This is a genomic window from Janthinobacterium sp. CG3, from assembly GCF_000344615.1.
In the GTDB taxonomy this organism is placed as follows: domain Bacteria; phylum Pseudomonadota; class Gammaproteobacteria; order Burkholderiales; family Burkholderiaceae_D; genus Janthinobacterium.
In genome coordinates this window covers 5,313,993-5,333,318 of sequence record NZ_KB467824.1, presented here as the reverse complement: position 1 = coordinate 5,333,318, position 19,326 = coordinate 5,313,993, and the positions used below count along the sequence as shown (strand labels likewise).

Sequence of the window (19,326 nt, the reverse complement as noted above, 5' to 3'; positions counted from 1 at the left end):
ATAATGCGCTTAATGGAAAACCCTACCCAATTCGTCCAATGGCTGCGCTCGGTCGCACCTTACATCCACGCATTCCGTGGCAAGACCTTCGTGGTCGCCTTCCCAGGTGAACTCGTCACCGCCGGCGCGTTGCCGGTGTTGGCGCAGGATCTGTCGCTGTTGCACGCGCTCGGCATCAAAGTCGTCATCGTCCACGGTTCGCGACCACAGGTAGCCGAACAACTGGCGTTGCGCAACGTCGAAGGCCGTTTTACCAACGGCATCCGCATCACCGACATCGCCGCGCTCGAGTGCGCGAAAGAGGCCGCCGGCGAATTGCGCCTCGACATCGAGGCCGCCTTCAGCCAGGGTTTGCCGAACACGCCGATGGCGCACGCCGCCATCCGCATCATTTCCGGCAACTTCGTCACCGCCCGCCCGCTCGGCGTCATCGACGGCGTCGACCTGGAACTGACCGGCGTGGTGCGCAAGATCGCCTCCGAAACCATCCACCCGATCCTGGCCGCCGACGCGCTGGTGTTGCTCTCGCCGCTGGGCTTCTCGCCGACCGGCGAGGCGTTCAACCTGACGATGGAAGACGTCGCCGTCTCGGCGGCGATCGCGCTGCACGCCGACAAATTGATCTTCATCAGCGAAACGCCGATGATGCTCGACGCCGCCGGCACCGAAATCCGCGAACTGTCCTCGCACCAGGCCGAGGCCGTGCTGCAAGCCGGTTTCCTGCCGCACGACACCGCCTTCTACCTGCAGCACGCCATCAAATCGTGCAACAGCGGCGTACCGCGCGCCCACATCGTGCCGTTCACCACCGACGGCTCGGCGCTGCTGGAGCTGTTCACCCATGACGGCGTGGGCACCATGATCAGCCACGAGAACCTGGAAAGCCTGCGCCAGGCCAGCATCGAGGACGTCGGCGGCATCATCAAACTGATCGAGCCGCTGGAGGCCGACGGCACCCTGGTCAAGCGGGGACGCGAGCTGATCGAACGCGAAATCGAATATTTCTCCGTCATCGAGCATGACGGCGTCATTTTCGGCTGCGCCGCCCTGTACCCGTTCCCGGCGCAAAAAATGGCCGAAATGGCTTGCCTGACGGTTAATCCGGAAGTGCAGGCGCAGGGCGACGGCGAGCGTATTTTGAAACACATGGAAAACCGCGCCCGCGCCGCCGGCTTCAACAAAATGTTTGTTTTGACCACGCGCACCGCGCATTGGTTCAAAAAACGCGGCTTCGTGCCGGCCAACGTCGACGACCTGCCGAAAGACCGCCAGCACATGTACAACTGGCAGCGCAAATCCCAGGTCCTCATTAAGACTTTATAATCACGCTTTACATTGACCGCTTTAGGAGCACAGATGGCCCGCACAATTCACTGTATCAAGTTAAACAAAGACGCTGAAGGCCTCGATTTCGCGCCGTACCCGGGCGAACTGGGCAAGAAGATCTACGAATCGGTATCGAAGGAAGCGTGGGCGGCCTGGCTCAAGCACCAGACCATGCTGGTCAACGAGAACCGCCTGAACCTGGCCGACGCGCGCGCCCGCAAATACCTGGCCACGCAGATGGAAAAGCACTTCTTCGGCGACGGCGCCGACGCCGCCATGGGTTACGTGCCACCGGCCGACTAAGCCGCGGCGGCCGGCCCGCCCGGCGACAAGCCACGCTTTCAGGGACACTTCCGGAACGCGTGGTTTTTTTACGCCCGCAGGTTTTGTAGGTCGGATTACGCCGACGCCTCGGCGGCCCGCGCATCCGACCTACGACACGGCAACTGAACGCCAGCAGGGTCCGCGGCGCCTTGGCCTACATCGGTTTGCACTGGCGCAGTTCGCACTTGGCGAGGAAGACGCTGCCGTTGTCGCACGCCATGCGGTACACCTCGACCGGGCCGGGCTGGCTCACCAGGCCGGCGCCCAGGCCGCCGCTGCAGTTGCGCTGCCGCGCCAGGCGCTCCACCGTCGCCGAGGACACGCCGGCGCGAAACTCGACCTTCTCAATCTCCACGCCGTCGATGGCGACGCGCGCGGTGCCGTCCGCCGCCAGGGCCGGCGGCGGTACGCGCCGGCTGGCGGCGGCGCGCGCCACCTCCTCGCGCGCCTGCGCCTCGGTTTTCATCAACGGCACGCCAAACGGCAAGCCGGCGCAGGCGCTCAACAACAGCGCGGACGACAACAATACGGTCAATCGCTTCATGCTCAGGTCCGGTCAGCAGTGGCGCCGGGGCGCCGTGGTTTAAAACGTCAGCGTGCGCACGCCGTCCGCGGTACCCAGCAGGCAAACGTCGGCGCCGCGACCGGCGAACAGCCCGACCGCGATCACGCCGACGATCTGGTTGATCTCGCGCTCCAACGCCACCGGGTCGGCGATCGCCAGGCCCAGCACGTCGACGATGACGGCGCCGTTGTCGGTGACGAAGGCTTCGTCGCTGCCCGCCTTCAGGCGCAGACGCGGCTGGCCGCCGAGCGCGCCGAGGCGGCGCGAGACGGCCGCGCGCGCCATCGGCAGCACCTCGACCGGCAGCGGGAACTGGCCCAGCGTCTCGACCAGCTTGGAGCCGTCGGCGATGCAGACGAACTGGCCCGACACCGAGGCGACGATTTTCTCGCGCGTCAGCGCCGCGCCGCCGCCCTTGATCATCGCGCCGGCGGCGGTGATTTCGTCGGCGCCGTCGACGTAGACGGCGATCGACGCCACGTCGTTGAGGTCGAACACCTCGATGCCATGGCCGCGCAGGCGCGCCGCGGTCGCTTCCGACGAGGCCACGGCGCCCTTGATGCGGTGCTTGATCTTGGCCAATTCATCGATGAAAAAATTGGCGGTCGAACCCGTGCCCACACCTATAATCTCACCGTCCACTACATACTCGATGGCGGCGCGGGCAACAGCTTGTTTCAATTCGTCTTGGGTCATGGCAGTGGTGCTCTGTAAAAAGGGTGGAAATAAACGGCAATGGCGGTATTTTAGCGGATTGCCGGCCTGCCCAGCCGCTTTGCGCGGCAAATGGCGCCGGCCGGTCCGCCGCGCCGGCAGCGCCCACGCCCCGACACCGTACGCACGCGCCTAATATACGCGGGAGCGGGCGCGCAAAATGTGCGAAAATGCGTTGTCGCCAGCATACAAAGTTTCAGGAAGAACCCATGAACCAAAGTAAAACGGTCCTTATTGTCGACGACAGCCGGGTTTCCCGGCTGATGGCGCATCAATTTGTTCTGAGCAAGAAACCCGATTGGACCGTCGTCGAGGCGGCCACCGGCGAGGAAGCGCTGGCGAAGGCGCCGGCGCTGCAACCGGTCCTCATCCTGATGGACGTCAACATGCCCGGCATGGGCGGCATGGCGGCGGCCGAACAGCTGCGCGCGCTGTGTCCGCACAGCCACATCTCGCTGGTGACGGCCAACGTGCAAAACGCCACGCGCAACCGGGCCACCGAACTGGGCATCGGTTTCATGGAAAAACCCATCACCGAAGGCCGCATCCACCAATTGCTCAACGCGCTAGAGAGCTGAGCATGCTCTCCCTCACCGAACTCGAACACGATGCCCTGGTGGAGATTTTTAACATCGGGGTCGGCCACGCGGCCGCCGCGATGAGCGAAATCGTCAACGAGGAGGTGACGATGTCGGTGCCCTCGATCAGCTTCCTGAGCCGCGCCGAGGCGGCCCAGTTGCTGGGCAAGCGCGACGGCGAACGCATCTGCGGCGTCAGCCAGCACTACGAGGGCGCGTTCCAGACCGAGGCGATGCTCATGTTCCCCGAGGATAAAAGCCTGGAAATCGTGCGCCTGATGGTGGGCGAATCGATCCCGCTGCAGGAACTGACGGAGATGGAACAGGAGGCGATGAGCGAGATCGGCAACATCATCCTCAATTCCTGCGTCGGCACGCTGGCCAACATCTTCGGGCGCGAGCTGCACGGCTCGCTGCCGGTCTACCACGTCGGCACCAGCGAGGAAATCATGGCCTCCTCGGGCGGCCAGGCCGACACCGTGGTGCTGATGCTGCACATCGACTTCATCCTGGAAAAACACCAAATCCACGGCTACGTCGCCTTCGTGCTCGACGTCACCTCGCTGCACGACCTGAAGGACCTGGTCAACCAGTACCTGGTCAAAGTGATGGGGACGGCGTGACGACCGGGCCGGGCCACGTCGGGCGCCTGGGCCTGCTCGAGAGCGCGCTCGGCGCCGTCAACCTCGGCGTCGTCGTGCTCGACGGCGCGCGCCGCGTGGTGCTGTGGAACCAGTGGATGGCGCGCCACTCCGGCCTGTCGGCCGACACCGTGATGGGCCGGGATTTCCTCGAACTCTACCCCGAGCTGCGCGCGCGCCGGGTCGACGCGGCGATCGGCCAGGCGTTGCGCGACAACTTCCCCTCGCTGCTGTCGCAGACGCTCAACAAGTCGCCGTTCGCGCTGTACTCGAGCCCGGCCACGGCGGCGCGCAACGAACGCATGCAGCAGGCGGTGGCGGTGGCGGTGACGCCGATCGACATCGCCGGCGCGCCGCGGCATTGCCTGATCCAGGTGCACGACGTCAGCGTCGCCGTCGGGCGCGAAAAACTGCTGCGCGAGCAGACCCTGGTGCTGCGCTCGCAAACCTTCGCCGACGGCTTGACCGGCATCGCCAACCGCCGCCATTTCGACGTCGCGATGGAAAAGGAGCTGCGCCGCGCCAAGCGCAACGGCGCCGCGCTGTCGCTGCTGATGATCGACATCGACCACTTCAAGTCCTACAACGACCACTACGGCCACCAGCAGGGCGACGACTGCCTGATCCAGGTGGCGGCGGCGCTGACGGCGCTGCTGCAGCGCTCCACCGACCTGCTGGCGCGCTACGGCGGCGAGGAGTTCGCGGTGATCCTGCCCGAGACCGACGCCGACGGCGCGCTGGCGATGGCCGAGGCGATGCGCGCCGGCATTAGCGCGCTGGCCGTGCCGCACCTGCAGGCCGGCGGCGCCGAGCGCCACATCACCGTCAGCATCGGCATCGCCAGCCAGGACCCGGACGCGCCGGTCGAAGTGGCGACGCTGATCGGCGCCGCCGACCGCGCGCTGTACGGCGCCAAGCGCGCCGGGCGCAACCGCGTGCTGGCGCAGACGCCGGCGCCGGCCGGCGTTGCCGGCGGACCGACGCCAGACCTGTGCGCGGACTAGGATTCAAGCGCGCTTCGGCGTTGAACTAGTTAACACAAAAAGCGTGAATCCGGCTTCACCGCATGGGGGGGGGCGGCCCCTCGGGGGCCGACCCCGGCCCGGCGCCGCTGGTTTTAACGGCGCCGGCGCCACGCATGCCGGGACGGCAGGCGCGGGAGGGGGCTTAGGCGGAGCGCAGGCCGCTGGCGGCTTTGGCCAGGTCGGTGATGCGGTCCCAGTTGCCGGCCAGGATGGCGTCTTTCGGCGTCAGCCACGAGCCGCCGACGCAGGCGACGTTTTTGCACGCCAGGAACTGCGACGCGGTTTCCTGCGAGATGCCGCCGGTCGGGCAGAAGGTGATGTCCGGCAGCGGGCCGTAGATCGCGTTGAGCATGCCGACGCCGCCCGCCGGCACCGCCGGGAACAGTTTCAGTTGCTGGAAGCCCTGCTCGCGCGCGGCCATCACTTCGGACGGCGTCATCACGCCCGGCAGCAGCGGCAGGCCGCTGCTTTTCGCGGCGGCGATCAGCGCCGCCGTCAGGCCCGGCGAGACGCCGAACACGGCGCCGGCGTCGCGCGCGGCGGCGAATTGTTCCGGCTGCGTCAGCGTGCCGACGCCGACGATGGCGCCCGGCACTTCGGCCATGGCGCGGATCGCCGCCAGGCCGTGTTTGGTGCGCAGCGTCACTTCCAGCACGCGGATGCCGCCCGCCACCAGCGCGCGCGCCAGCGGTACGGCGTGCTCGGGGTCGTCAATCGCAATCACGGGGATCACGGCCGAGGTGCGCATCATTTCCAGCAGAGTCATAGTCATATTATTTCTTTATGAGAGTGTCTTCATCGGACCCCGGCAAGTCTTCGACGATGGCGTCGGCGTCATGCAGGGCAACGGTGGTGGGAATCGGCGACGGCAGACCGAAGGTGGTGGCACCCTCTTCCGCGGCGCTGACGGTGGAGCGGAACATGGCAAACAATTCGCGGCCCATGCCGACGTGGTTCGGCGTCATGTCGGCCTGCGCCTGCGTGCGCGCGCACCAGACGTCGGCCGGCACCAGCGCCTCGAGCGTGCCGGTGAAGGCGTCGACGCGGATGATGTCGCCGTCGCGCACCAGGCCGAGCGGGCCGCCGGCCAGGATTTCCGGCGACACGTGGATCGCCGCCGGCACCTTGCCCGACGCGCCCGACATGCGCCCGTCGGTGACCAGGGCGACGCGGCGCCCGGCGTCCTGCAGGTTGGCCAGCGCCGGCGTCAGCGCGTGCAGTTCCGGCATGCCGTTGGCGCGCGGCCCCTGGAAGCGCAGCACGGCGACGAAGTCGCGGTCGAGCTTGCCGGCCTTGTAGGCGAGCATGAATTCCTCCTGCGAATTGAACACCAGCGCCGGCGCCTCGACCGTGCGGTGCTGCGGCTTGACGGCCGATACCTTCATCACGGCGCGGCCCAGGTTGCCGGCCACCAGCACCATGCCGCCGTCCGGCGCGAACGGCGCGGCGGCCGTGCGCAGCACGTTCTCGTCGGCGCTGGCCAGCGGCGCGTCCTTCCACACCACGCCCCGCCCCGGTGCGTCGAGGAAGGGCTCGGTGCAGTGCGCGCGCAGGCCCTTGCCGAGGATGGTCGTGACGTCCTCGTGCAGCAGGCCGGCGTCGAGCAGTTCGCGGATCAGGAAACCGGTGCCGCCGGCGGCGTGGAAATGGTTGACGTCGGCGTCGCCGTTCGGGTAGATCCGCGTCAGCATCGGCACCGCGGCCGACAGTTCGTTGAAGTCGTTCCAGTCGATGACGATGCCGGCCGCCTTGGCGATCGCCACCAGGTGCAAGGTGTGGTTGGTCGAGCCGCCGGTGGCCAGCAGGCCGACCAGGGCGTTGACGATACATTTCTCGTCGACCACGTGGCCGACCGGCAGGTAGTTGCCGCTTAGCGCCGTGATCGACGCGGCGCGCTGGGCCGCCGCCACCGTCAGGGCGTCGCGCAGCGGCGTGTTCGGCGTGATGAAGGCGGCGCCCGGCAGGTGCAGGCCCATCACTTCCATCAACATCTGGTTGCTGTTGGCGGTGCCGTAGAAGGTGCAGGTGCCGGCGCCGTGGTAGGCCTTGGCCTCGCCTTCGAGCAATTCCTCGCGCGTCGCCTTGCCCTGCGCGTACAACTGGCGCACCTTGGCTTTTTCCTGGTTCGACAGGCCCGACGCCATCGGCCCGGCCGGCACGAACACGGCCGGCAGGTGGCCGAAGTGCAGCGCGCCGATCAGCAGGCCCGGCACGATCTTGTCGCACACGCCCAGGTACAGGGCGGCGTCGAACATATTGTGCGACAGCGCCACGGCGGTGGCCATGGCGATGGCGTCGCGCGAGAACAACGACAACTCCATGCCCGGCTGGCCCTGGGTCACGCCGTCGCACATGGCCGGCACGCCGCCGGCGAACTGCGCCACCGCGCCGACCTGGCGCACGGCGTCCTTGATGATGGCCGGAAAGCGCTCGAACGGCTGGTGCGCCGACAGCATGTCGTTATACGACGAGACGATGGCCACCGACGGCTTCTTGTCTTCGCGCAGCGCCAGCTTGTCGTTGGCCGGGAACGCCGCGAAACCGTGCGCCAGGTTGGTACACGACAGCGCGTTGCGCTGCACGCCCTTGACGCGCGCCGCTTCCAGGTGCGCCAGATAGGCGCCGCGCGACGGTCGGCTGCGCTGGATAATGCGCGCTGTTACGGTTTCGACTACTGGATGCACCGCCATGATCGGTTCCTTATAAATGTATTTCGTGAAATTTTACTACAAAATTGGAATACGACCACCCTTTTGTGAGCCAGCTTGCTATATTTTCCGCCAAAACGCAAGCGCCGCACGGCTGCGCGCCGGGCCGCCGCCGCGCGCCGGGCGGATTGCGGGGCGGGCGCGAACGCCAAGCGGGCGCCGCCAAAGCGGCCGGCGCGGGGCGCCGCCGCCGATCAAACTGTAGTGAAATTACCGGTTTTTCATGTATAGTTAAATAATATGACGCCGGGCCGGCCTTTTCCGCGCCGCCCGCCCCCTCAACCCGCCACAGCCACTCTACGACGCCGACCCATCATGCGCCAGACCGCCCCTACCCCGATGCTCACCGCCACCGCCAGTTTCCAGGCCCTGCAATCGCACGCCACCGCCGCCAGCCAATGGCAGATGCGCCAGTTGTTCGCGGACAATCCGCAGCGCTTCCGCCAACTGACGGTCGAGGCCGCCGGCCTGCTGCTGGACTTTTCCAAGAACCGCCTGGACGCCACCACGCTCGGCCTGCTGACCGACCTGGCGCGCGAGCGCGGCGTCGAAGCCCGGCGCGAGGCCATGTTCGCCGGCGAAAAAGTCAACCCGACCGAAGACCGGGCGGTGCTGCACACGGCGCTGCGCGCGCCGCGCGGCGGCGCGCTGGTGGTCGACGGCCAGGACGTCAACGCCGACGTCCACGCCGTACTGGATCGCGTCAAGGACTTCACCGCGCGGGTGCGCAACGGCGGCTGGCTCGGCTACACCGGCAAGCCGATCTGCGACGTCGTCAACATCGGCATCGGCGGCTCCGACCTGGGCCCGAAAATGGCCTGCCTGGCGCTGCGCTCCTACGCCAACCCGGGCCTGGAAATGCACTTCGTCTCGAACGTCGACGGCCACGACATGGAGGCGATCCTCTCCAAGGTCGACCCGGAGACGACGCTGTTCATCGTTGCCTCGAAAACCTTCGTGACCGCCGAGACCATGCTCAACGCCAATACCGCGCGCGCCTGGTTCCTGCTCGAGGGCGAGGCGGCCGACCTGGCGCGGCACTTCGTTGCCGTGTCGACCAATACCGAGGCGATCAAGGCCTTCGGCATCGACCCGGAGAACATGTTTCCGTTCTGGGACTGGGTCGGCGGACGCTACTCGGTCTGGTCCTCGATCGGCCTGGCGCTGGCGCTGTCGGTGGGCTTCGACTACTTCAGCGACTTCCTGGCCGGGGCGCACGCGATGGACCAGCACTTCCGCCGCACGCCGCTGGAGCGCAACATGCCGGTGCTACTGGCCCTGGTCGGCTTCTGGAACCGCCAGTTCCTCGACTGCGCCTCGCTGTCGATCGCGCCCTACCACCAGGACTTGAGCCGCTTCCCCGCCTACCTGCAGCAACTCGACATGGAAAGCAACGGCAAGCGCGTCACCAAGGGCGGCGCGGCGGTCGACACGCCGACCTGTCCGGTGGTCTGGGGCGAGTGCGGCACCAACGCCCAGCACGCCTACTTCCAATTGCTGCACCAGGGCAGCGACGTCACGCCGATCGACTTCATCGCCGCGCTGCGCCCGACCCACGACCTGCCCGGCCACCACGACGCGCTGCTGGCGAACTGCTTCGCCCAGTCGGAAGCCTTCATGACCGGCAAGACCGACGCCGAGGTGCGCGCCGACCTGCAGGCGCAGGGCTTGGCCGCCGAACAGATCGACGCGCTGGCGCCGCACAAGACCTTCCCCGGCAACCGTCCGAGCAACACCATTTTGATGGACCAGCTGACCCCGGCCGCGCTGGGCGCGCTGATCGCGCTGTACGAACACAAGACCTTCGTGCAGGGCGTGCTGTGGGACGTCAACAGCTTCGACCAGTGGGGCGTCGAACTGGGCAAGGTACTGGCCCGCAACATCCAGGCCGAACTGCAGGGCGAGGCCTGCCCGCAGCGCCACGACAGCTCGACCAACGGCTTGATCGAACTGGCCAGGGCGGCCAGGTCGGCATACTAATCGCAAGGACACGACTATGACGAATCACACCGCGGCCGCCATCGAAGCGGCCTGCGACGGCGCCATGCAAGTGGGCGAATGCCCGCTGTGGCACGCCGAAGAGGCGGCCCTGTACTGGGTCGACATCGAAGGTTTCAGCGTGCACCGGCTCGACCCGGCCAGCGGCGCGCGGCGCACCTGGCGCATGGAGTGCGAGCCGTCGGCGCTGGCGCGCCACGCCGGCGGCGGACTGCTGGTGGCGCTGCGCAGCGGCTTCGCCCACCTCGACACCGACAGCGGCGCCGTCACGCAGATCGCGCCGGCGCCGTACGACACCGCCACCACCCGCTTCAACGACGGCCGCGCCGACGCCGCCGGGCGCTTCTGGGTCGGCACCATCTACGAGCCGCGCGACCGGCAGGCGGCGCAGATGTTTTGCCTGGAACGGGGCAAGACCCGGCTGGTCTGGTCGGGCGGCATGACGGTCTCGAACGGCCTCGGTTTCAGCCCGGACCAGCGCAGCCTGTACCACGCCGACACCACCACCCACCGCATCGACCGCTACAGCTTCGACCTGCAAGCGGGCACGGTGGCCGACGCGGTCGAATTCCAGCGTTTTTCGACCGACAAGGCCAACCACTACGGCGGCCGGCCGGACGGCGCGGCCGTCGACAGCGAAGGCAACTACTGGTGCGCGATGTTCGAGGGCGGGCGGGTGTTGTGCATCGCGCCGGACGGCACGCTGCTGCGCGAAGTGGCGCTGCCGGTGCGCTGCCCGACCATGGTGGCGTTCGGCGGCGCCGACTTGCGCACGCTGTATATCACCAGCGCCAGCTACAAGCGCTCGGCCGAAGAATTGGCGGCGCATCCGCTGTCGGGCTGCGTGCTGTCGCTGCGGGTGGACGTGGCGGGACGCGCCGAACCGGCATATATCCCTTAATATCGACGGGCGGATTTTCGTCGGTCGGGTTAGCCCAGGGGGCGTAAGCCGACCGACAAAACCTGGGCAACCTTACTTGGCCAGCACCTTGCGGATGGTCGCGGCCAGTTCCGCCGCGACGAACTTGGCGACGTAGGCGTCGGCGCCGACGCCCTTGACGTGGTCTTCGTTGGTCGAGCCCGTCAGCGACGAGTGGATCACCACCGGGATGCCGGCGAAGCGCGTGTCGGTCTTGATGTTGCGCGTCAGCGTGAACCCGTCCATCTCCGGCATCTCCAGGTCGGTCAGCACCAGCGCGACCTTGTCCTTGACGGTCTTGCCCTCGGTGATGGCCTGGTCCGACATGGCCTGCAATTTCTCCCACGCTTCCTTGCCGGTCTTGGTCATGATGTACGGCGTGCCCATCGCCGTCAGGCCCTGTTCGATCAGCGAGCGCGCCAGCGACGAGTCGTCGGCCGCCAAAATGACCGCGCCGACCGGCAGGCGCACTTGCGGGCCGATGCTGCTCTTGTCGACGTCCGGGTCGCCGGACGGCAATACGTTGCGCAGGATCTGCTCGACGTCGAGCACCTGGGCCAGGCGGGTCTTGTCGGTGTCGCCGTCGAGGCGGGCGATGCTGGTGATCAGGCCGCCGCCGACGGTCTGCTCGGCCGACAGCACCTGGTTCCACTCCAGGCGCACGATCTCGTCGACTTCCTCGACCGCGAAGGCCTGGGTCGAGCGGGCGAATTCGGTCACCATCAGGATGCGCAGGCCGTTGCTGGCGGTGCAGCCGACGGCCATCGGCAAGTCGATCACCGGCACGATCTGGCCGCGGATGTTGACCACCCCCAGCATGTGCGGATGCGAGCCGGCCACCGCGGTCACCTGCGGCATTTCCATGATCTCGCGCACCTTGAACACGTTGATGCCGAACAGCTCGCGCTGGGTCGAATTCTCGCTGGTGCCCAGGCGGAACAGGAACAATTCGAACTTGTTGTTGCCAGTCAGGCTGGTGCGTTCATCGACGTCTTGCTGCATTGAACTCATGGTGTCCCCTGTTGTAAAGGTGCGAATGTGGTGTGGGCGCCGGCTTGTAGTGCGCACCGGTCTGTTGCGGCGGCCCCGGGGCATCGCCCCAGGCGCATCGGAAGGCACGCAAGGGCACGCCCAAACGGGGTAATCGGTCGATTTGATTATACGGAAATTTGTTCGCGGGCAATAATATATTTGCCGTTCCACTGTCCCGCCTCACACTTTTATGTCCGCATGTTGCAGCGGCGCCAAAGCGGCCGGCGCCGCGCTTGCGGCGGCCAAGCCCGGCGCCGCAAGCGCCCGCCCGGCGCCGGCGGATCGGCATATAATGGGCCGTCCGGGTGCGCGCGGCAGCGCCCCCGATGGCCGAACATGGCTGCAATGTAGTAAAATTACTTGCATTCGTCACATCTACGTAGTAAATTTACATAAATGCCCGCGTCGGGTTCCAGACTGCCGGCAGCGCGACACCCTGCGCACCTCCTCCGGCCCCTTTACTTTTGCGACGACTCTCATATTATGGCTCTTTCCGATTTTGACCTGGTTCTGTTTGGCGGCAGCGGCGACTTATCCATGCGCAAGTTGCTGCCGGCGATGTACGCGCGCGACGTCGCCAACGACTTGCCGGCGAGCTCACGCATCATTTGCGTCGGCCGCCAGGATTGCGGCCAGGACGAGTTCCTGAAGACCGTCGAAGCGAACTCGAAGCCGCACATCAAGGCCACCACGCTGACGGCGCCGGCCTGGACCAAGTTCTGCCAGCGCATCGTCTACGTCTCGCTCAACGCCACCGACGCCGACAGCTACGCGCCGCTGGTGGCGGCGTTGCGCCCGGAGCCGGCCCTGACCCGGGTCTACTACCTGGCCACGCCGCCGCACCTGTTCGCGCAAATCTGTGACAACCTGGCCGCCAACTCGCTGGTCACGCCGAACTCGCGCGTGGTGCTGGAAAAGCCGCTCGGGCGCGACCTCGCCAGCGCCAAGCAGATCAACGCCGAAGTCGGCCAGGTCTTCGCCGAAACGCAGATCTACCGCATCGACCACTACCTGGGCAAGGAAACCGTACAGAACCTGATGGCCCTGCGCTTCGGCAACATCCTGTTCGAGCCGCTGTGGCGCCGCGAATGGATTTCCGACGTGCAGATCACCATCGCCGAGAAGCTCGGCGTCGGCAACCGCATGGGTTACTACGACACCTCCGGCGCGCTGCGCGACATGCTGCAAAACCATCTGCTGCAACTGCTGTGTATCGTGGCGATGGAACCGCCGACGTCGATCTCGTCGGACGCGGTGCGCGACTCCAAGCTGCAGGTGCTGCGCTCGCTGAAAAAATTCACCCCGACCACGCTGGCGCAAAACATCGTGCGCGGCCAGTACCGCGCCGGCCACGTCGACGGCAAGGCCGTGCCGAGCTACCGCGACGAGCCGGACGCGCCCGAGCACTCGCACACCGAGACCTTCGTCGCGCTGAAGGCTGAAATCGACACCTGGCGCTGGGCCGGCGTGCCGTTCTACCTGCGCACCGGCAAGCGCATGGCCGACAGCCTGGCCGAGATCGTCGTGCGCTTCAAGCCGATCCCGCACTCGATCTTCGCCCAGCCGACCTCGAGCTTCCAGCCGAACTGCCTGGTGATCCGCCTGCAGCCGGACGAGGGCCTGCGCATGAACCTGATGGCCAAGACGCCGGGCGACGGCATGCGCCTGAAACCGGCCGAGCTGGAACTGGACTTCCGCGAATCGTTCAAGACGCCGCGCATGGACGCCTACGAGCGCCTGCTGCTCGACGTGCTGCGCGGCCAGCTGACGCTGTTCATGCGCGGCGACGAGCTGGAGGCGGCGTGGGAATGGGTCGAACCGATCCTCGACCATTGGGAAGACAGCGACAACGCGCCGATTCCGTACACCGCCGGCACCTGGGGCCCGGCCGCGGCCAGCGCCCTGATCGGGCGCGACGGCTTGCAATGGCGCGAAGAAGCGCTGCCGGAAGACTGATGCTACTCGACTCGATCCGCACCCAGCTCGATTCGCTCTCGAAGTCGGAGAAAAAAGTCGCGCTGGCGGTGCTGGAGCAGCCGACCCAGACCGTGAGCCAGAACATCACGGCGCTGGCCAAGAGCGCCGGCGTGTCGGAGCCGACGGTGGTGCGCTTTTGCCGCACCCTGGGCTACGACGGCTGGCACGAATTCAAGCTGAAGCTGGCGCAGGGCCTGGCGCTGGCCATGCCGGGCGCCAACGAGCAACCGGCCCAGGACGACCTGGCGGCCGACCTCGTCAACAAGATTTGCAGCCGCTCGATCAACACCCTGCTCGACCTGCGCAACAACCTGAACCCGGAGGCGATCCAGCGCGCGCTCGACATCCTGTCGCGCGCCAGCAAGATCGAGTTCTACGGCCAGGGCACGTCGGGCATCGTCGCCGCCGACGCCCAGCACAAATTCTTCCGCTCCGGCGTGCCGACGGTGGCCTACGCCGACCCGAACATCCACAGCATCGCCGCGGCGCTGCTGCGCAGCGGCGACGCGGTGGTCGCCATCTCGCAGCGCGGCAACAGCCCGGCGCTGGTGCGCTCGGTCAAGCTGGCCCGCCGCGGCGGCGCCGACGTCATCGTGCTGGCGCCGTCGGGCACGCCGCTGGCCGACCTGGCCACGGTGTTGATCCCGATCGACCTGGTCTTCAACATCGACCCGTACACGCCGATCTCGGCGCGGCTGGCCTACCTGGTCGTCATCGACGTACTGGCGGTCGGCCTGGCCCTGCAGCGCGGCCCCGAGTTCCGCAAAAAGATGCAGAACGCGCAAAAGGCGCTGCAAGAATTCGACATGCAGTTCGACTCCTTCATCGGCTAGGAGTCTGCGCGGCAGAAACTGATGCAATCGGAATGGGGACGAGGTAAACTTGTCGAATGACGACGAGCTACCTGCCCTACAATCAGCATCAACAGATGCTGCTTCCCCATGCTTTGCAAGATTGGCTCCCTGAGGGGCACCTGGCCTACTTCGTTAGCGACACTGTCGACTCGCTCGACCTGTCCGCCTTTCACGCGCGGTATGCAGGGGGCGGGTCCCGCAACCAGCCATTTAATCCGGCGATGATGGTCAAAATACTTGTGTACGGGTATGCAACCGGTGTGTTCTCATCACGCAAGCTGGCCCGAAAGCTGTACGAGGACGTGGCGTTGCGTATGCTCGCCGCTGACAACTATCCGGCGCACCGAACAATTTGCGATTTCCGCGCGATCCACTTGAAGGAACTGTCGGACCTGTTCGTACAGGTAGTGAAGATGGCGAAAGAGTGCGGCTTGGTCAAGCTTGGCACGATCGGTGTCGATGGCACCAAGATCAAGGCCAACGCATCGCGCCACAAAGCGATGAGCTACGACCGGATGCAAAAGGCCGAGCGTGAGCTCAAGGATCAAATCGACGCGTTGCTGGCCAGGGCCAGAGCGGCGGATGCCGCCGAAAAAAACGAGCCGGAACTCGATATCCCGGCGGAGATCGCAAGGCGCGAGGACCGCCTTGCCGTCATCCGCGCTGCCCGTGCGCGTCTTGAAGATCGCCAACGCCAGGCCGATATCGCGCGCGGCCGTAGCGATGACGAAGATGTGCCGCCCGAGGACTCTGGCAAGCCAAAGAAGAAGTCGCGTTTTAAATACAAGTTCGGCGAACCCAAGCCCGACGCCCAAGAGAATTTTACCGATCCGGAAAGCCGTATCATGAAGCGCGCCGGCGGCGGCTTCGACTATGCGTACAACGCCCAAGCTGCAGTCGACGAGAGCGCCCACATCATCGTGGCGGCCAAACTCGTCAATAGTGCGGCTGACAGTGGGCAACTGGCGTCGGTGCTCGCAGCGGTAAAGCGCAACGTCGGTGACGATGCCGAGCTGGTGCTCGCCGATGCAGGCTATCGCTCGGAAGCCATGTTCGAGCAACTACGCGCTCACCCGTCCGAACTGATTGTGGCACTCGGACGCATCGGCAAGCAGGAAGCGGTAATCGATCCGAAAAAGCGGCCTTTGTGTGCCGCCATGGCAGACAAGTTCAGATCCGCGACGATCCAGGCGGCTTACCGAAAACGCAAGTGGATCTCGGAACCGCCCAACGCTTGGGTGAAAAGCGTACTCGGGTTCCGGCAATTTAGCATGCGAGGACTGGCGAAGGCTCAGGCCGAGTGGAAACTCGTCTGCACCGCGCTGAACCTGCGGCGCATGGCGAAAATGCTGTCCGCGTAAGACCTGAAAGGGCGAAAGTCCGTCCAATCCCCACTCTCAGGCTCCTATTTCATTCCACTTTCGAGTGCGAAAGTGAATCGCCATCGACGCAGGCAAAGAAGCGCGTCACATGGTCAGCGCAAGAATTGTCTGCCGCGCAGACTCCTAGCCCGGAACCAAACTGCTGGCCATCCTCAACGTTCATCAGTCCCTTGTAGCCGCCCAACGCCTCGTCGCCGCCTCCCAGTCGCGCTGGCTATCGGCCATTGTAGGCATGTCGAACTTGGCTGCAAAGCACGGCGCGCAAGGCGTCGTCAATTTCAATCGCCGGGTCCGGCGCCCGGCATCGTGTCCGCCATCAGGCGCAGTTCCTCCTTGCCTGGCTGCGGCGGCCGGGCGCCGGCGCCGCCCTCGCCCGCGGGACGGCCTTCGTTGTCGAGCGCCTCGGCCAGGGTGTCCGGCGCCGCCGGCTTCGCCTTGCCCGGAACGGCGTCGGGCATCTGGCCGACCTTGCGCGCGTCGTCCGATTGCTGGTCCATATTGACCTCCTCCGCCACCGCGAAACGGTCGTCGTCGGCTTGATCGCGATCAACCGGCAGCAGGGCCTCCGAGCGGACCGGGTCCGCCGGCGCGCCCTCGCCCGCCGATTTGTCCGGTTTGGCGCTTGCTCCGGCCGGTTTCATTTTGTCGTCTGTAGGCATGTGCTCTCTCCTTCGTCGTTGCCGCGGCCGCCCGCTCGTCGGGCCAGCGGCCAATATATACGTTGGCGCCGCGGCGCAGGCGCACGTTAGCTTTCGGAAAGCGTCAAATTGGCGTCGGGAAAGCGCGAACGCGGCGTCCGGGCCGGCGCGCCACACTTGCTTGGCATTAATACATCGCTGTCGCGCCGGATTGGGTACAATACTCCGGCAGGTCCCGTCACCCTTTTATTAGCGTAGCCATGAACCAACTCGAACAGCTCAAGCAACTTACTACAGTGGTGGCCGACACCGGCGACTTCCAATCGATCAAGGCGTACACGCCGCGCGACGCGACGACCAACCCGTCGCTGATCCTCAAGGCGGTGCAAAAACCCGAATACCAGCCGCTGCTGGAAAAAGCCGTGCGCGAGCGCCCGCAGGCGTCCACCGGCGAGATCATCGACCATCTGCTGATCGCCTTCGGCGTCGAAATCCTGAAAATCATCCCGGGGCGCGTCTCGACCGAAGTCGACGCCCGCCTGTCGTTCGACACCGACGGCACCGTGGCCAAGGGCCGCGAGCTGATCGCGCTGTACGAAAAAGCCGGCATCGCCCGCGAGCGCGTGCTCATCAAGATGGCCGCCACCTGGGAAGGCATCCGCGCCGCCGAAATCCTGGAACGCGACGGCATCCGCTGCAACATGACCTTGCTGTTCTCGCTGGGCCAGGCGATCGCCTGCGCCGAAGCCGGCGCGCAACTGATCTCGCCCTTCGTCGGCCGCATCTACGACTGGCACAAGAAGTCCACCGGCATCGACTACCTCGGCGCCGAAGATCCGGGCGTGCAGTCGGTCAAGCGCATCTACAACTACTACCGCAAGTTCGGCTACAAGACCGAGGTGATGGGCGCGAGCTTCCGCAACACCTCGCAAATCCTGGAACTGGCCGGCTGCGACCTGCTCACCATCAGCCCGGACCTGCTGCAAAAGCTGGCCGACACCGACGCGCCGTTCGTGGTGCGCAAGCTGGGTTCCGACACCGCCAGCGGCGCCGGCATGGTGAAGATGACCCTGGACGAGAAGACCTTCCGTTTCATGCTCAACGAAGACCAGATGGCAACCGAAAAGCTGGCCGAGGGTATCCGCGCGTTCTGCGCCGATTCGGGCAAGCTGAAGCAAATGATCGCTGCGCTGCGCTAAGTCGTTCGCGCCCTGGAAAAGCGGCAGCGACGACGGCATCCCGTTGTCGCTGCCGCTTTTTTTTGCCGCGTATGCCGACGTAGGGTGGGTACGCCCTCGTGCCCACGCGTGGCGCCGGCAATCGCGTGGCCGCCACGACAAATAAACAATCGAAAACTAGGAATTTTGCCATTGTATTAATATCGTTTCAGCTTCTGCCTTGCACGCGATACAGGGCGGTGCGCGCTTACCAACGCCTACCTTATACGAGACATCCATGAGCTCTGTTCCGCGTTCCACGTCCGTTTGCGCCGCCGCCCTCACCCTCGCCTTGTCCCTGCTGGCCGGCTGCGGCGAAAAGAACGCCGGTCCGGGCCCGGGGCCGGGCGCCGGCGGCGCGCCGCCGCCGCCGACCGTCGCCGTGGTCAGTGTCGCCGCCGCCGCGCTGACCCTGAGCACCGAGCTGCCGGGCCGGGTCGAGGCGTCGCGCGTGGCCCAGGTGCGCGCGCGCACCCCCGGCATCGTGCTGCGGCGGGTGTTCAAGGAGGGCGGCGAGGTCAAGGCCGGCGAGGTGCTGTTCCGCATCGACCCGGCCAGCTACCAGGCCAGCTACGACAGCGCCCAGGCGGCCGTGCTGAAGGCCCAGGCCAACCTGGCGCAGGCCGATCTGAAAGCCAAACGCTACAAGCCGCTGCTGGCCGCCGGCGCCGTCAGCGCGCAGGAGCACGACGACGCCGTCACCGCGCAGAAGCAGGCCGCCGCCGACCTGGCCACGGCCACCGCGGCGCGGCAGAACGCCGGCATCACGCTCGGCTACGCCACCGTCACGGCGCCCATCGCCGGGCGGGTCGGGCGCGCGCTGGTGACAGAGGGCGCGCTGGTCGGCCAGGGCGAGGCGACGCCGATGGCCACCATCCAGCAGCTCGACCCGGTGTACGTGACGGTGACGCAGTCGTCCACCGAATTGCTGCGCCTGCAACGCGCGCTGGCCGGCGGCCAGCTGAAAAGCGCCGGCTCCGGCCAGGCCAAAGTGACCCTGTTTACCGAGGACGGCCAAGCCTATCCGCACACCGGCAAGCTGCTGTTCGCCGACGTCGCCGTCGACGAAAGCTCGGGCGCGGTGGCGATGCGGGCCGAATTCCCCAACCCGCAGCGCACCCTGCTGCCCGGTATGTACGTGCGCGCCCGGCTCGAACAGGCCGTCCAGGAGGCCGCCATCACGGTGCCGCAGCAGGCCGTGGTGCGCAACCCCGAGGGCGCCAGCGTGATGCTGGTCGGCGCCGACAACAAGGTGACGCCGCGCCCGGTCACGGCCGACGTCGCCCAGGGCAATCTGTGGGTCGTCAGCGCCGGCCTGAAGGGCGGCGAGCGCATCATCGTCGAGGGCTTCCAGAAGGCCAAGCCGGGCGCCGTCGTCAAGCCGGTGCCGTGGCAGCCGGCGCCGCCCGCCGCCGCCAAGCCATAAGC

Annotated in this window: 18 protein-coding genes; 12 read left to right on the top strand and 6 right to left on the bottom strand. The window is 66.4% G+C overall.

What is annotated here, in order from left to right:
• Window positions 1-12: 12 nt before the first annotated feature.
• Together argA and JANGC3_RS0123725 are read left to right on the top strand one after the other, a co-directional pair.
• The gene (gene argA, locus JANGC3_RS0123730; protein WP_017878982.1) at window positions 13-1,323 is read left to right on the top strand and encodes an amino-acid N-acetyltransferase; all 1,311 of its coding nucleotides are present in this window, start codon (window positions 13-15) and stop codon (window positions 1,321-1,323) included.
• Between the two features lie 33 nt (window positions 1,324-1,356).
• A complete protein-coding gene (locus JANGC3_RS0123725; protein ID WP_017878981.1) occupies window positions 1,357-1,629 on the top strand; it encodes an oxidative damage protection protein in 273 nt (90 codons plus the stop codon).
• A gap of 175 nt (window positions 1,630-1,804) precedes the next feature.
• On the opposite strand, the gene JANGC3_RS0123720 is transcribed toward JANGC3_RS0123725, so the two are convergent.
• Together JANGC3_RS0123720 and rpiA are read right to left on the bottom strand one after the other, a co-directional pair.
• Window positions 1,805-2,194 (bottom strand): hypothetical protein, encoded by a 390-nt coding sequence (locus JANGC3_RS0123720; RefSeq protein WP_026133429.1) that lies wholly within the window; start codon window positions 2,192-2,194, stop codon window positions 1,805-1,807.
• 39 nt (window positions 2,195-2,233) lie between these two features.
• Window positions 2,234-2,911: a ribose-5-phosphate isomerase RpiA gene (rpiA, locus tag JANGC3_RS0123715; protein ID WP_026133428.1), complete on the bottom strand. Its 678-nt coding sequence runs from the start codon at window positions 2,909-2,911 to the stop codon at window positions 2,234-2,236.
• Window positions 2,912-3,138: 227 nt separating this feature from the next.
• Here rpiA and JANGC3_RS0123710 point away from each other — a divergent pair, with 227 nt between their 5' ends.
• Genes JANGC3_RS0123710 through JANGC3_RS0123700 form a run of 3 tightly spaced genes read left to right on the top strand, consistent with a single transcriptional unit; the run spans window position 3,139 to window position 5,152 of the window.
• Window positions 3,139-3,507, top strand: coding sequence for a response regulator (locus JANGC3_RS0123710; protein WP_026133427.1), 369 nt, complete (start codon window positions 3,139-3,141; stop codon window positions 3,505-3,507).
• A gap of 2 nt (window positions 3,508-3,509) precedes the next feature.
• Window positions 3,510-4,130, top strand: a complete 621-nt coding sequence (locus JANGC3_RS0123705) for a chemotaxis protein CheC (protein WP_017878977.1) — start codon at window positions 3,510-3,512, stop codon at window positions 4,128-4,130.
• Window positions 4,127-5,152, top strand: a complete 1,026-nt coding sequence (locus tag JANGC3_RS0123700) for a diguanylate cyclase domain-containing protein (RefSeq protein WP_017878976.1) — start codon at window positions 4,127-4,129, stop codon at window positions 5,150-5,152. Before JANGC3_RS0123705 ends, JANGC3_RS0123700 begins: the two co-directional genes overlap by 4 nt.
• Before the next feature lie 163 nt (window positions 5,153-5,315).
• Here the strand turns inward: JANGC3_RS0123700 and eda are convergent, their stop codons facing one another.
• Both eda and edd read right to left on the bottom strand, forming a co-directional pair.
• Window positions 5,316-5,945, bottom strand: coding sequence for a bifunctional 4-hydroxy-2-oxoglutarate aldolase/2-dehydro-3-deoxy-phosphogluconate aldolase (gene eda, locus JANGC3_RS0123695; RefSeq protein WP_026133426.1), 630 nt, complete (start codon window positions 5,943-5,945; stop codon window positions 5,316-5,318).
• 1 nt (window position 5,946) lies between these two features.
• A complete protein-coding gene (edd, locus tag JANGC3_RS0123690; protein ID WP_017878974.1) occupies window positions 5,947-7,863 on the bottom strand; it encodes a phosphogluconate dehydratase in 1,917 nt (638 codons plus the stop codon).
• Between the two features lie 333 nt (window positions 7,864-8,196).
• Between edd and pgi the strand changes: the two genes are divergently transcribed.
• Window positions 8,197-9,861, top strand: a complete 1,665-nt coding sequence (pgi, locus tag JANGC3_RS0123685) for a glucose-6-phosphate isomerase (RefSeq protein WP_026133425.1) — start codon at window positions 8,197-8,199, stop codon at window positions 9,859-9,861.
• A 16-nt stretch (window positions 9,862-9,877) separates the two neighbouring features.
• On the top strand, window positions 9,878-10,780 hold the full coding sequence (locus tag JANGC3_RS0123680; RefSeq protein ID WP_017878972.1) for an SMP-30/gluconolactonase/LRE family protein: 903 nt from the start codon (window positions 9,878-9,880) through the stop codon (window positions 10,778-10,780).
• Between the two features lie 72 nt (window positions 10,781-10,852).
• On the opposite strand, the gene JANGC3_RS0123675 is transcribed toward JANGC3_RS0123680, so the two are convergent.
• Window positions 10,853-11,809 carry a chemotaxis protein gene (locus JANGC3_RS0123675; protein ID WP_026133424.1) on the bottom strand — a complete coding sequence of 319 codons (957 nt, stop codon included), beginning with the start codon at window positions 11,807-11,809 and terminating at the stop codon, window positions 10,853-10,855.
• A gap of 504 nt (window positions 11,810-12,313) precedes the next feature.
• Here JANGC3_RS0123675 and zwf point away from each other — a divergent pair.
• From zwf to JANGC3_RS0123660, 3 genes are read left to right on the top strand one after another with little or no spacing between them, the layout of a single operon-like run.
• Window positions 12,314-13,786, top strand: coding sequence for a glucose-6-phosphate dehydrogenase (zwf, locus tag JANGC3_RS0123670; protein WP_017878970.1), 1,473 nt, complete (start codon window positions 12,314-12,316; stop codon window positions 13,784-13,786).
• A complete protein-coding gene (locus JANGC3_RS0123665; RefSeq protein ID WP_017878969.1) occupies window positions 13,786-14,640 on the top strand; it encodes an SIS domain-containing protein in 855 nt (284 codons plus the stop codon). The genes zwf and JANGC3_RS0123665 overlap by 1 nt, the downstream gene beginning before the upstream one ends.
• Before the next feature lie 56 nt (window positions 14,641-14,696).
• On the top strand, window positions 14,697-16,022 hold the full coding sequence (locus JANGC3_RS0123660) for an IS1182 family transposase (RefSeq protein ID WP_017878968.1): 1,326 nt from the start codon (window positions 14,697-14,699) through the stop codon (window positions 16,020-16,022).
• Between the two features lie 299 nt (window positions 16,023-16,321).
• On the opposite strand, the gene JANGC3_RS29950 is transcribed toward JANGC3_RS0123660, so the two are convergent.
• Complete coding sequence (locus tag JANGC3_RS29950) at window positions 16,322-16,702, bottom strand: hypothetical protein (RefSeq protein ID WP_157406851.1); 381 nt, start codon at window positions 16,700-16,702, stop codon at window positions 16,322-16,324.
• Window positions 16,703-16,941: 239 nt separating this feature from the next.
• Between JANGC3_RS29950 and tal the strand changes: the two genes are divergently transcribed.
• A complete protein-coding gene (gene tal, locus JANGC3_RS0123650; protein ID WP_017878966.1) occupies window positions 16,942-17,880 on the top strand; it encodes a transaldolase in 939 nt (312 codons plus the stop codon).
• A gap of 256 nt (window positions 17,881-18,136) precedes the next feature.
• Window positions 18,137-19,324: an efflux RND transporter periplasmic adaptor subunit gene (locus tag JANGC3_RS0123645; RefSeq protein ID WP_026133423.1), complete on the top strand. Its 1,188-nt coding sequence runs from the start codon at window positions 18,137-18,139 to the stop codon at window positions 19,322-19,324.
• The last annotated feature ends 2 nt before the right edge of the window (window positions 19,325-19,326 follow it).